Consider the following 13,453-nt stretch of genomic DNA (forward strand, 5'->3'; position numbering starts at 1 on the left):
AAAAAGCCGCTTTTTAGCGGCTTTTTTTGTTTATAATGGCAGCACTATTTAACGACGACAAAGCAGAAACCAGCATGCTACCTAAGTTATCTCATCAACAAACGCTAGAGCCCGTATATTGCGATTTTCTCGATGCGTTAGCCGAAAGCGGTTTTACTGGCGATATTGATAAGCGTTACAGCGCGCGACTCGCTCAGGCTACAGATAACTCTGTCTACCAATTTTTGCCCCAAGCGGTGCTCTATCCACGCAATCAAACCGACGTGCGTATCGCATTAAAGTTGGCCACTAAGCCTACTTTTACCAAGGTGGTGTTCAGTGCCCGTGGCGGCGGAACAGGCACGAATGGTCAGTCATTAACCCATGGTTTAATTCTAGACTTATCGCGATATATGAACCGAGTGCTCGAAGTGAATGCCGAGCAAGGCTGGGTGAGAGTTGAGGCGGGTGTGGTAAAAGATGCGCTAAATGATGCGCTGCGTCCCCATGGTTATTTTTTCAGCCCCGATCTTTCAACCTCAAATCGCGCTACTTTGGGCGGTATGATCAATACCGATGCATCAGGTGCTGGCTCGCTGGTTTATGGTAAAACCTCTGATCATGTATTGGCGCTTTCAAGCGTGCTATATGATGGTAGCGTGTTGGACACAGGCCCATTGACTTACGCTCAACTGCAGGCACTTGAGCAAGAGGGATCCCCTGATTTAGGCCAAGTGCTGCAACGTGATATTGCTAAGATGACCCGCGATCATCGTGCTGAAGTGGAGGCGCGTTTTCCCAAGCTTAATCGTTTTTTAACCGGTTATGATTTAAAAAATGTCTGGAATGACGCCCTAGATGAGTTCAACTTATCGCGCATCTTGACCGGCTCAGAAGGGACGCTGGCTGTGGTAACCGAAGCTAAATTGGATATCACGCCGCTACCGACTACCCGCATGATGGTCAATATTAAATATGATTCGTTTCAATCGGCGTTGCGTCATGCTCCCGACTTAGTCAAAGCCAATGCCACAGTGGTTGAAACGGTCGACTCAAAAGTTCTTAACTTAGCTAAGCAAGACATTATCTGGCATTCGGTTTCATCATTAATCGACGATATTCCAGGTAAGATTATCGACGGCCTAAACATGGTGGAATTTGCTGGTGAAACCGATGAGGTCGAGCATAAAGTGAACTTGCTATGTGAGATGCTCGATACTCAGATAGCTCAGCAAAAAGATGGCTTGTTAGGTTATCAAGTGACGGCAGACAAAGGGTCCATCAACACCATTTATGCCATGCGCAAGAAAGCCGTTGGTTTGCTTGGAGCCACCAAAGGCAGTCGTAAGCCTATCGCCTTCGCCGAAGATACCGCGGTGCCGCCAGAAAAACTCGCCGATTACATTATGGAGTTTAGGGCGCTGCTTGACAGCCACCAGCTGCAATATGGCATGTTCGGTCATGTGGATGCTGGGGTGCTGCATGTGCGTCCTGCGCTTGATATGTGCGACCCCAATGACGAGCGCTTACTGAGAACCGTGTCTGATGAAGTGGCCGCGCTTACCCTTAAGTATGGCGGCTTGATGTGGGGCGAACATGGTAAAGGGGTGCGCGGTGAATATGGTCCAGCGGTATTTGGCGAGACTTTGTTTGGTCTGCTAGAGGATGTGAAGGGCTTATTCGATCCACTCAATAAGCTTAATCCCGGTAAGCTGGTGGCGCCTAAAAACAGTGAACCGCTGCGATACAATGTCGACAGTGCAAAACGTGGGGCGTTCGACAGGCAAATTCCAGTGACCACACGGGAAGCTTTTCCTGATGTGATGAACTGTAACGGTAATGGCTTGTGTTTTAATTACAGTGTCTATTCGCCTATGTGCCCTTCATTTAAAGTCACGGGTGATCGCGTGCAATCGCCCAAAGGTCGCGCAGGACTGATGCGTGAATGGCTGCGACTATTAGAAGCTGAGGGCGTCGATGTCGAAGCCTTAGCTAAAGCCAAGCCGCTAGGCTGGCTACAGCGCACTCAAAACACGTTAAAGATAGACAAAGAATATGATTATTCTCATGAAGTGATGGAATCATTAAAAGGCTGTTTAGCCTGTAAGGCTTGCTCCTCTCAGTGCCCCGTCAAAGTCGATGTGCCCAAGTTTCGAGCGCAATTTTTCAATATTTATTATCAGCGTTATCTGCGTCCTGCTAAGGATTATTTAGTCGCTGGGATAGAAGACTCTCTGCCGCTAATGGCAATGATGCCAAGAGTCACCAACGCCGTATCGCAACACCCGGTTAGCCAATGGGTGATTAAAAAGTCCCTTGGCTATGTCGATGCGCCTGCGTTATCCGTCCCCACTTTGAAGCAAAAATTAGAGAATCACAGCTGCCGAGGCTATGATCTAGAGGCGCTGCAGCAGATCCCTCAAGATGAGCGCAGCCGTTATGTGCTGGTGGTACAAGACCCTTTTAACAGTTTTTACGAAGCCGATACCGTTTATCACTTAGTGAAACTTATCGAGAAACTCGGATTTAAACCGATATTATTACCTTTTAAGCCTAATGGTAAGCCAATACATATAAAGGGCTTTTTGGATAAGTTTGCTAAAACGGCGCAATCGAGTGCTGATTTCTTAAATGACATTTTTGCACTGGGGATGCCGATGATTGGTGTCGATCCGGCGATGGTGCTCTGTTATCGGGATGAATATAAAGAGGTGCTCGGTGATAACCGCGGCGATTTCAATGTGCAACTGGTCAATGAGTGGTTACTGGATATTGTCCAGACGATCCCTCAGTTGGAGCCGGCCGATAAGGTGTTTACCTGGTTTAGTCACTGCACCGAATCGACCGCTAAACCCAATACCGGCAATGAATGGCAGGCGATTTTTAAACGCTTTGGCGCCACACTTAATACCGTTAATTTAGGCTGTTGTGGCATGGCTGGGACTTATGGCCATGAAAGCGAAAATCACACCCGCTCTAAAGCCTTATTTGATATGTCTTGGGACGGCGCCATTAAACAGTTACCGCCAGAGCAAGTGCTGGTTTCTGGTTATTCCTGTCGTAGCCAAGTGAAACGGTTTGGTGGCTTTAAACCTAAACATCCGCTGCAGGCCTTATTAACCTTGCTTAGTCATGAGTGATATTTAGTCATGAGTGATATTAATGCAGCGGATAGCCAATTGCACCAGCTGACTCAGGGCGTGAGCTTGTGCGATGAAACACCGCTGTTTTTTATCAATGCCCAAGGTGAGTGGTTTTATCAGCAAGGCTTATTACCAGATAAGTTTAGTCGTTTATTTAGCAGCATCTTACAGCGGATTGATGGCGATTATTTTTTAATAACGCCGGTGGAAAAAGTGCGTGTCGAGGTTGAGGCTTATCCACTACTGATTGTTGATTATCAAGAGATTGAGGCGGGTCGACTGCAAGTCACCACCTCGATAGATACCCATTTTATGCTCGACAGTCGCCATTGCTTTGAGATCCAAGCACAAGATATCTTCGTATTACTCCCCAAAGGCTTATCGGCAAAACTGGGACGGGCTTGTTATTACCGCTTTATTGAACAGTTTCTAGTCGATGATACTGAGTTAGGTTAAAGAACCTGCTCTATGCAAGCTAGCTAAGTGATTATTTGATAACGCGAATGGTTTTACTTACTTATTTAGTTGTGCCTAAAGCTAGTTTCTTTAAAGCCAAGTGGTAGTATTAATAAAAGACTGTTGAGGTGGGAGGTGCTGATTGAAACATTATGAAAGTTTGGGATACTTGGTATCTCACCTTAATATCAGTCTACAAAAGGCGCTCGATGAGCGGCTTAAACGCTATGATTTAGAGATCAAACTCTGGCCGGTACTGTTTGCCTTATGGCAAGAAGAGGGTATCACTCAGACTGAGCTGTCAAAACGCTGTGATGTTGCCAATTACACCATGACTCGACTGCTCGATCAGCTGCAGGTACAAGGCTTAATCACCCGCCATCAAGAAGCCGATAATCGCCGTGCGTTTCAAATATTTCTTACCGACAGTGCTAAAGCATTAGAACAAGATTTAACGCGTGAAGCTGAATGGATAAATGAGCGCTTCTTAGCTAATTTAAGTGAGGCAGAGTCGGCACAGTTTATTCATTTATTGAATAAAATTAACCATCTTCCACAAGAGCGCACTTAAAAGCGAACAACTCTTGTTTACGTCTATTTACCTATTAATTCATCGAGGATAATGGTTATGCGTACCAAATTGCCGCTTATTGTCTTGTCGGTTATTGTTATGTCAGGCTGCTCGGTTAGTACCAACAGCAATATGTCAGCACCTCAGCCAATGCAAGATGCACAACCGCAGGTATCTGATATCTCTATTTCTACAGCCTACGCCAAGTCATTCTCTCTGGCTAATGGCTATAGCTTGGTGGTCGCCGAAGGTGCGTTAGAGCCTCGCTCTATTGGCAGTGTTAATGTTGCCTTGTACCGCAACCTTGAGGTAGGAGATTTTGTCACCTCAGTCTCATTTGCCCGAGATGGCAGTGTGCTTAATTCACTCTTGATTGAAGATGGCCGTCAGCAACAAAAACTGGCGGTGACCATGGTAACTGCTGGCAGTGGTGATTACCAAACACGCCAGTATGTGTGTGTGAATGGTGAACAGTTATCATTGTGCTAAATCGCTGGCTGATTCGACATACAGAATCAGCCATCATAAACCAATTGTTTACCATCAATTATTAACTACGGCGTTGTCGTTAAATCGCGGTGGGTTTTATTGAATAACTTGGCCTGTAAATTTAATTTATCCATTTAGTGTGCCCATTCAGAGCAAATCAAGAGTGTACGCCTTATACCAGCAGTAACATCCCTAGACTACAAACGGCACTGAAAAATACCAGACCGTGCAGCAGTTGTCGACTTTGTAGCAAGTTCTGTTTTCCTTGCTTGATACTGGTGATGAGTCGATTGTGTTTGTAGATGCGGCAGATCATCTGCTCGCTATTTGGGTCAATAAAAAGTTGAAACTTACAGGGTTTGCCATCGTGTAATTTGATTTGGTGTTCGCTTTTGGGGCCAAAATTAAGTTTGCGAGACACACGTTTACCGTTAACAAATACCTGTTCAAGACCACACCAATCGCTGGCCTGTAACTCCACTACATCTTGAGTAAAGTCGTATTTGAAACTGATCATAGTGGTCTCCCGACACTAATAATGAGCTTCTAATTCAAGCAGAGGAATATGACATTTTCCAGTACGCTAATATGAATATTCGGTGGATAAAGCTTATCTCTTTGCTGGCAAACATAAATTTTGTGCAATGGTATTTTGGCTAAGTGAATGTCATGAGAGAGGGGGATTTCAATCTCAAAAACCATGTAAGCGCAATTGCAGCTATTAAGGTGGGGGGCATAAATGCTAAAAAAAGCCACCGACATGAGCGGTGGCTTAATGACAATACTATTGTGGTCTTACTCAGATGAGTAAGAGGTTAGCATAAGGCTAGCTAACGTTATTACCATTGATAATCGCGCGCGCCAGTTCGTCAGCCACGTCTGCGGTGGTACGATTTTGCGCATCAGATAACTCAAATACCTTAAGTAGGGTGTTGTAAATCTCTTCCACTTTAGCGGTCGACTGTACCTGATCGTAATCTTTCTCAAACGATACGTTGATGATGCCACCTGCGTTAATGACATAATCAGGTGCGTAGAGAATACCTAACTCTTTCAACTTCTCGCCATGGCGCGCTTCTGCAAGTTGGTTATTGGCACAACCGGCAACGATGCTGGCTTTTAACAACGGGATAGTGGTGTCGTTAATGGTTGCACCAAGTGCACATGGGGCATAAACATCGACATCTTGGTGATAGATATCTTGCGGAGCCACAACCGTTGCACCAAATTCAGTGGCCACTTTATCTAATGATGACTGATGAATGTCGGTAACGATAAGCTCAGCGCCTTCTTGATGCAGGTGACGACACAGGTAATAGCCAACGTGTCCAACGCCTTGTACTGCAATTTTAAGCCCTTTAAGGCTGTCGATACCACGTTGATGCTTAACCGCAGCTTTAATGCCTAAATAGGTGCCTAGCGCCGTGTGAGGCGATGGATCGCCACTTTGACCTTCTAGGCCAGCCACAAAAGGCGTTTCCTGATGGGCAATCATAATATCAGCCGTCGATACACCGACATCTTCAGCCGAGTAGTATTTGCCGCCTAAGCTGTGAACACAACGACCAAAGGCTCTGAAAAGGGCTTCACGGTTTTCCATTTTTGGATCGGCGATGATAACCGCTTTACCGCCACCCATGGCTAATCCTGCCAATGCATTTTTATAAGTCATACCGCGTGATAGACGCAAAACGTCAGTTAGGGCTTCATCGTCTGACTCATAATTCCACATCCTACAGCCACCGACAGCAGGGCCCAGATTAGTGTTATGAATTGCAATAATGGCGCGTAAGCCACTTTCTTTGTCATGACAAAATACGACCTGTTCATGATCGTCAAATGAGATATGATTGAATACTGCCACTTTAGGTGTTCTCCACTTGGGAATTAAAACGCCGAGCTGCAAAAATAGGCGACTTCGACGGCTTGTTATATTTATTGCAGAACGATAACATTTAGCGATACTCTCAACAAAGCAAAGATGTGTAATTATCGTGATATAGTTGGCAATTTAGCTTTCCACCTTACGTTAACGTAAGCTTGGTGGTTATTTTGTCATCAAAATGACGATAATGACTGACAACATTTTTGGTTATCGCTTATGGCTATAGGTTTTAGCCCGTAGGTGTAGATAGTCGATGCGCGGATAATGACGCCATAATTATAACAACAATAGGAAGCAGTATGACGGAACAAGCAGTCGATCAAACTCAACCTTTGAGTGACCAAGAGCGAGAAGCGCTTACTCAGCAATGGATCAGGGAACATTTTCAAAAAGCCAACCGTTTTTTAGCCGAAAAAGGGGTGATACCCAGTAAGGTGATTGCCGCAGAAAGTCGCTATTTAGCGCCTTATTTAGCGGTGTGGAAGATGGAATCTAAGCAACCTAAGCCACAAACTTTTTGGGTTATGTCAGGCGATTTACCATCAGATTATGTGGATGTGAAGGTGGCGGCATCTGCGCGTGATGCGATTCGGCACTTTTCAATGATATGGCAGTTAAAAGCCGAAAACTTGAAAAATTCAGGTGCGACAAAAGATCCAACTCAAGCTAAGTTTGCTCAGCTATTGATCTCCCGTGCTGAGAGTCTGTATCAGATCCATAATGATGAAAAGTTATGGCAAGGTGCATAGCGTTTTAAACGCCAAGCGATAAAAAGCCGTTTACCTTAATAAAGGGAAACGGCTTTTTTGTAGCGAGCATATCGGGCCTTATTCGTGCCGACTAGGCGAGATAAGCGTAACCCTGATCCAGTAACCAGATAAAATAATCGGCTACAGCAGCTTGCTTACATAAGGCTAATGCGGTGTCACTATCAAAGCTAAACTGGTTGGCTAGGTCATCAAGGGTGCTAAGTTCGATGTTATCGAATCGATAGATCTCACCATTAATGAATAACCTTGCCTGGCTATCATCTTCTACACGGATCACTTTTAGCCCACCGATGCGCTGGATCTCAGCGCCATCTTGTAAGGCTTCGATCAGCTCATCACTAGTGTGCTGGCCATCGGGTTCACATATATCCAATTCAAAGCGATTTTGGCTCAGCAGCTGTCCTAGTACTTGTTGATAATGCTCTGGTTGGGCTAAGAGTTCGGTTAACAGTGCCAGCATTTGAGTTTGTTGTGCTGCGGGCAATAATCCTGGGCTGTTAGGCTCTTGGTTCGAGGTAAAGCGTTTATTACCACTATTGGTGTCGATAAGATGATCGGCAATACCACTGATTAACTCTTGCTGGCTTGGGGCACGAAAACCGATAGAGTAACTCAGTGCGGTTTCAAGCGTTTCTCCACGATGCGGAAAACCAGGTGGAATATAGAGCATATCTCCCGCTTCGAGAACCACATCAATCATGGGCTCAAAATCATCGATAAGTGCCGTATGAGTATCGCCACCTCTGGGGGAATAAGTGCCTTGCGGGCCCACTTTCCAGCGACGCTTGCCTTCGCCCTGCAATAAGAACACATCATAATTATCAATATGTGGGCCAACGCCACCACCTGGGGTGGCAAATGACACCATTAAGTCATCAAAGCGCCAGTCTGGAATGAATCGAAATGCCTCGACTAACGGCTGTGCGTCTGGATACCAATGGTTAACCGCTTGTACTAACAACTGCCAGTTATCTTCGCCAAAGGGGGCGTAATCTTCGATAGGGCCTTGGATGATTTCCCAATTATCGGGTTTAGTTAAAATAATACGAGAGGCAATCTCCTCTTCACAGGCCAGTCCAGCCAGCTCATCAGCCGAAATAGGATCGTTAAAATCTTTAAAGGCAGCTTTAATCACTAATGGTTGTTTCTGCCAGTAGTGGTTAAGAAAATCTTGCAGGTCGAAATTGAGAGTATACATGGCGTGATAACCTTAGTTAGAGTCAAAAAAGCCTATTCAATAACAGTGCAGTATAGCGACTATTTGGCATCGAAAGGGCTTAAAACAATAAAGGCGGTAAGCATTAGCCTACCGCCTTTATAAACGCTAATGTTAGTCGCTTACTTTAGTTCGTCGACAAAGGCTTCGGCGCGGCCAATGTAGTTAGCTGGCGTCATTTTTTTCAGCTCAACTTTAACTTCTGCTGGTAGCTCGAGATTATCGATAAATTGTGCAAGCTGCTCGCCATCGATACGTTTACCACGGGTTAGCTCTTTGAGCTTTTCATATGGCTTTTCGATACCGTAGCGACGCATCACGGTTTGTACTGGCTCTGCTAGTACTTCCCAGTTTTGATTAAGCTCGTCACGCAGGTGCGTTTCGTTAACTTCAAGCTTGCTGATCCCTTTTAAGGTTGCTTGGTAAGCAATCAGCGCATGCGCCATGCCGACACCTAGGTTACGCAGAACCGTAGAGTCCGTCAGATCACGTTGCCATCTTGATACCGGTAGTTTTGCTGCTAAGTGCTGCATAATTGCATTAGCAATACCTAAGTTACCCTCTGAGTTTTCAAAGTCGATAGGGTTAACTTTATGCGGCATGGTTGATGAACCAATTTCGCCAGCAATGGTTTTTTGCTTAAAGTGACCTAAGGCAATGTAACCCCAAATGTCGCGGTCAAAGTCAATCAGTACCGTGTTGAAACGTGCAACAGCATCGAACAGTTCAGCGATATAATCGTGTGGCTCAATCTGGGTGGTGTATGGGTTCCAGTTAAGGCCAAGGCTGGTCACAAAGCGCTGTGACAGCGTGTGCCAATCCACTTCGGGGTAAGCCGATAGGTGGGCGTTATAGTTACCCACAGCACCATTGATTTTACCCATGATCTCAACAGCTTGAATTTGTTTAAGTTGGCGTTCAAGACGTACGGCAACGTTAGCCATCTCTTTACCCAGAGTCGAAGGTGACGCAGGTTGACCGTGGGTACGTGACATCAATGGGACTGAGCGATATTCAGTTGCTAGCTTTTTGATGCTATCAACGATTTGCTGACAGTATGGTACAAGCACCTGCTCGCGAGCATCGGTTAACATTAAACCATGAGACAGATTGTTAATATCTTCAGAGGTACAGGCAAAGTGTACAAACTCATCGATAGCGACTAATTCGGCGTTATCGGCGATTTTCTCTTTGATAAAGTACTCAACCGCTTTGACGTCATGGTTGGTGGTGGCTTCAATGGCCTTGACACGCAGGGCGTCCTCTTCACTGAAGTTATCTTTGATTTGATCGAGCAGTGCTAATGCCGCTTCGCTAAAAGGTGGAACTTCTTCAATTTCTGGACAGCTAGAAAGCAGCTTTAGCCAGTTTATTTCGACTTGAACACGGTATTTGGTCAGGCCGTACTCGCTGAAAATCCCTCGTAATGAGGCGGTTTTACTACCATAACGACCGTCTACCGGAGAGATAGCAGTTAGTGCGGAAAGTTCCATTAGAAGCTCCTTTAATGAACTTAGCTTATTATTTATAGGGTGAGGCTTTTCTTTGCTGTATCAACTATTGCTTTACGTGAGAAGACAAGGTGTCTGCGCTTGCCTCCTAGTTGGCGCCATAATACTGCGCTGCGAATGGCGGCGAGCAGCAGGGCACGAATTTTTTGCTGAACGAGTGGCTGTTTCAGAAACTCAGGATTGCCGGAGATCTGAATTTTTGGCCCCAAATCACTGATAATATCGCTATAAATACCGGCAAAGTTACCAATCACTTGATCGTCTGTTATCGAGAAGTGGTGTAGCTGGCGGTGCACCTGATTAATGCGCTCAGCCAGCATGCCCATGGCATTCGATGAGCGTGCCAGTTTGCGCTCAAGGGCCAAAATTCCGATTAAATAACGGGTGATCTCGACATCTTTTTGCTTGTCATCACCCAGTTGATTGAGGATCAACTGATAGCCTTGGTCGAGAGCCACTTTATCGGCATAGACCTCGCTAGTGCTGTCAGGATTCGTGACCAAAATACTATTAAGGCTGGCCGCGATGGCGTCATTGTCTGCTTGACCATGGCGAGCCACTCGCTGAACTAGCGAAATGGCTTGCAAAATGCCGGCAAAAGCCATGGTCCGATCGAAAATAGGCTCACTCACGTTTTACTCTCTTATTAACGAATCTATGATACCGCCGCCGAGGCAGACTTCACCGTCATAAAATACGGCCGACTGTCCCGGGGTAACTGCGGCAACGGGTTCATCAAAAATCACTTTAATGCGATCTTCACCTTCATAGGTGAGGGTGCAAGCTACGTCGCGCTGACGATAGCGGGTTTTGACGGTGATCTTGGCACCATCTTGTGGGCCTTTTCTGTCAACCCAATGCAGCTGATCGGCATAGAAGCCAACCGACATCAATCTTGGGTGTTGACCGCCTTGACCGACAATTAACACATTACGCTCGAGATCTTTATCAACCACATACCAAGGGGCGTCGCCACTGTTTTTCATGCCGCCAATGCCCAAGCCTTTACGCTGGCCTAAGGTGTGGTACATCAAGCCTTGGTGCTCGCCAATCACTTCACCTTCAGCTGTCTCGATTTTACCGGGCTGTGCAGGTAGGAAGGTTTGCAAGAAGTCGGTAAATTTGCGCTCGCCGATAAAGCAGATACCAGTGCTGTCTTTTTTATCATGGGTGATAAGCCCCATCTCTTTAGCTATTTCGCGTACTTCACTTTTTTGCAGTTCACCGACTGGGAACAGCGAGCGAGCAATTTGCTCATGGCTTAAGGTATAGAGGAAGTAGCTTTGATCTTTATTGCTGTCGACACCACGTAGCATTTGGCTTTGGCCAGAGGCATCGCTGCGGCGCACATAATGGCCCATGGCGATATAGTCGGCGTCTAAAATTTCATCGGCGAATTCTAAAAACGCTTTGAATTTAATCTCTTTATTGCACATGATATCTGGGTTTGGAGTACGGCCAGCCTTGTATTCGGCTAAAAAGTACTCAAATACATTGTCCCAGTATTCTGCGGCAAAGTTGACCGTATGCAGGGTGATGCCCAGCTTATCGCATACAGCTTGTGCATCTTTTAGGTCATCGGCGGCGGCGCAATACTCGTCGGTATCGTCCTCTTCCCAGTTTTTCATAAACAGGCCTTCAACTTGATAGCCCTGTTTAAGCAGCAAATAAGCTGAAACAGATGAATCAACACCACCAGACATGCCGACGATGACTTTTTTTGCGTTTGGATTGGGTTCGATTAGTGCCATAGATCCTAAAAACCGTTTAAAAATAGTGTTGCTACGGCGCCACAGTTAATGCAGCTCTGCTGCCGAGTGTCGTTGCGCTCAACTGCATCTTGATAAATAACAGATCAGGAGCCACCAACGCACGCTTAACGCCGTATATGCGGGGGCATATTCTATCACGCATTATGCGTGGTAGCTAACTAGAGAAACTGACAATTAACCACGTCAGTCGAAAATTGTTTTCCCTGTAGCTGATCTTCAATACATTGGAGTACTAATGGGCTACGCAGCTGGTGACTAAGGGCTTGGATCTCTGCGAGGCTAAGCCATAAGGCGCGGTTGATGGCGCTATCTTGTGGATGTGGCGTACGTTGGCTATCGAGTTGGCAGAAATAAGTAAAACGCAGGAAGGCGAGTTCAGGATTTGCCTGCAATTGATAAACCCCAATTAAAGATTGCGGGGTAATACTGAGCCCGGTTTCTTCTTGTACCTCTCGTTGGCAAGCTTCGAGCAGGCTTTCATGAGCTTCAAGGTGGCCAGCCGGTTGGTTGTAACGCAGCTGGCCATCGATAGACTCTTCGACCATCAAATACTTATCCTTGCACTTTATGATGCAGGCAACGGTGACATTAGGTTTATAGCGATGCATTGCAGTCCTTTAGTGGCTATCAACAGACTTAGGTTTAGGTTTGTGGCAGTATTTTATATTCACCGTTAGCAATCCCATCTAGGCTCCATTGGCCTATTTTATAACGAATTAATCTGAGTGTCGGGAAGCCTACATGGGCAGTCATGCGCCTGACTTGCCGATTACGCCCCTCGCAGATCTCAATGCTGAGCCAGGTCGTCGGGATGTTTTGCCGCTCTCTAATGGGGGGATGCCGAGGCCAGACATCAGGCGCAGTCATAACCTCTACCTTAGCGGGTAGGGTTAAGCCATCTTTTAATTCCACCCCTTGACGCAGTGCTTGTAATGCCTCTGCGGTAGGGGCGCCTTCTACTTGCACCCAATAGGTTTTGTAAGTTTGCTTTTTAGGCTCGGTGATGCTCGCCTGCAGTTGGCCGTCATTGGTCAGTAGCAATAGCCCTTCACTGTCTCTATCTAATCGACCTGCGGCGTAAACCTCTTTTATGGGAATAAAATCTTTGAGGGTTTGGCGGCCTTGCTCATCTGTAAACTGGCACAATACGTCAAATGGCTTATTAAACAGTACGATAACTGGGTTTTCTGCCCGCGGCTTACTGGTTTTTTTTGCTCTTTTAAATTTTGAGGTAGCCGCTGTTTTACCCGTTGCCATCTGGGTTGGCGATGGCGCGGATTGGCCGCGACGAGAATAAGGTTTGGCTTTTACTGGCTTTGATGAACTCACAAGGAAAACTTCTGGCGTAGTGTATTCGATTCGTGACATTGTACTGTGCATTCGCCATTAGTGGAATTTGAATATTGTGGTGAATGATTTATGATGTCGGCCATTAAAATGTGATCGATAGCAAAACGTAGGTGCTTTTTGAGAGGTTGGCGCGAGTGGTGTTGCATTGACTCGGCTTGCTGCGAAAGCCCATGCTCCATTGGGGTTTAAGCGGTTAAGTTGATTGACTCCTCCACCTAGGTTATCTGTGTATTCCTGACGAGTTTGACTCTCGTCATATGAGAAAAAATAGAAAAATAGAACAGTCACTTGATTCATTAACGCTTTATTTT

Annotated in this window: 13 protein-coding genes; 5 read left to right on the top strand and 8 right to left on the bottom strand. The window is 45.9% G+C overall.

Going from position 1 to position 13,453, the window contains the following annotated elements:
• The first annotated feature begins 74 nt into the window (after positions 1-74).
• The 4 genes from ydiJ to AC0VXX_RS06895 all read left to right on the top strand — a co-directional run bounded on the left by ydiJ (position 75) and on the right by AC0VXX_RS06895 (position 4,638).
• Positions 75-3,119 (top strand): D-2-hydroxyglutarate dehydrogenase YdiJ, encoded by a 3,045-nt coding sequence (gene ydiJ, locus AC0VXX_RS06880; RefSeq protein ID WP_475516956.1) that lies wholly within the window; start codon positions 75-77, stop codon positions 3,117-3,119.
• A 9-nt stretch (positions 3,120-3,128) separates the two neighbouring features.
• Entirely contained in the window at positions 3,129-3,578 is a 450-nt protein-coding gene (locus AC0VXX_RS06885) for a DUF1285 domain-containing protein (RefSeq protein ID WP_475516485.1), read from the top strand.
• A gap of 142 nt (positions 3,579-3,720) precedes the next feature.
• Positions 3,721-4,149 (top strand): MarR family winged helix-turn-helix transcriptional regulator, encoded by a 429-nt coding sequence (locus AC0VXX_RS06890; RefSeq protein WP_475516486.1) that lies wholly within the window; start codon positions 3,721-3,723, stop codon positions 4,147-4,149.
• Between the two features lie 57 nt (positions 4,150-4,206).
• Positions 4,207-4,638 (top strand): PliI family lysozyme inhibitor of I-type lysozyme, encoded by a 432-nt coding sequence (locus AC0VXX_RS06895; protein ID WP_475516487.1) that lies wholly within the window; start codon positions 4,207-4,209, stop codon positions 4,636-4,638.
• Between the two features lie 172 nt (positions 4,639-4,810).
• Here AC0VXX_RS06895 and AC0VXX_RS06900 read toward each other — a convergent pair whose 3' ends face one another.
• Together AC0VXX_RS06900 and AC0VXX_RS06905 are read right to left on the bottom strand one after the other, a co-directional pair.
• Complete coding sequence (locus AC0VXX_RS06900; RefSeq protein ID WP_475516488.1) at positions 4,811-5,155, bottom strand: hypothetical protein; 345 nt, start codon at positions 5,153-5,155, stop codon at positions 4,811-4,813.
• A gap of 309 nt (positions 5,156-5,464) precedes the next feature.
• Complete coding sequence (locus AC0VXX_RS06905) at positions 5,465-6,502, bottom strand: Glu/Leu/Phe/Val dehydrogenase dimerization domain-containing protein (RefSeq protein ID WP_475516489.1); 1,038 nt, start codon at positions 6,500-6,502, stop codon at positions 5,465-5,467.
• 320 nt (positions 6,503-6,822) lie between these two features.
• Here AC0VXX_RS06905 and AC0VXX_RS06910 point away from each other — a divergent pair, with 320 nt between their 5' ends.
• On the top strand, positions 6,823-7,272 hold the full coding sequence (locus AC0VXX_RS06910) for a DUF4826 family protein (RefSeq protein ID WP_475516490.1): 450 nt from the start codon (positions 6,823-6,825) through the stop codon (positions 7,270-7,272).
• Between the two features lie 91 nt (positions 7,273-7,363).
• Here AC0VXX_RS06910 and AC0VXX_RS06915 read toward each other — a convergent pair whose 3' ends face one another.
• The 6 genes from AC0VXX_RS06915 to AC0VXX_RS06940 form a co-directional block, all read right to left on the bottom strand.
• Positions 7,364-8,491, bottom strand: a complete 1,128-nt coding sequence (locus tag AC0VXX_RS06915; RefSeq protein WP_475516491.1) for a ribosomal protein uL16 3-hydroxylase — start codon at positions 8,489-8,491, stop codon at positions 7,364-7,366.
• Between the two features lie 140 nt (positions 8,492-8,631).
• Entirely contained in the window at positions 8,632-10,002 is a 1,371-nt protein-coding gene (gene purB, locus AC0VXX_RS06920) for an adenylosuccinate lyase (RefSeq protein ID WP_475516492.1), read from the bottom strand.
• Positions 10,003-10,034: 32 nt separating this feature from the next.
• The gene (gene hflD / locus AC0VXX_RS06925) at positions 10,035-10,652 is read right to left on the bottom strand and encodes a high frequency lysogenization protein HflD (RefSeq protein WP_475516493.1); all 618 of its coding nucleotides are present in this window, start codon (positions 10,650-10,652) and stop codon (positions 10,035-10,037) included.
• Between the two features lie 3 nt (positions 10,653-10,655).
• Positions 10,656-11,771 (bottom strand): tRNA 2-thiouridine(34) synthase MnmA, encoded by a 1,116-nt coding sequence (gene mnmA, locus AC0VXX_RS06930; RefSeq protein WP_475516494.1) that lies wholly within the window; start codon positions 11,769-11,771, stop codon positions 10,656-10,658.
• Between the two features lie 179 nt (positions 11,772-11,950).
• The gene (locus AC0VXX_RS06935) at positions 11,951-12,400 is read right to left on the bottom strand and encodes an NUDIX hydrolase (protein ID WP_475516495.1); all 450 of its coding nucleotides are present in this window, start codon (positions 12,398-12,400) and stop codon (positions 11,951-11,953) included.
• A gap of 34 nt (positions 12,401-12,434) precedes the next feature.
• Entirely contained in the window at positions 12,435-13,160 is a 726-nt protein-coding gene (locus AC0VXX_RS06940) for an rRNA large subunit pseudouridine synthase E (RefSeq protein ID WP_475516496.1), read from the bottom strand.
• Positions 13,161-13,453 lie beyond the last annotated feature (293 nt).

It is taken from the genome of Shewanella sp. QJM3NY_23 (assembly GCF_056173105.1).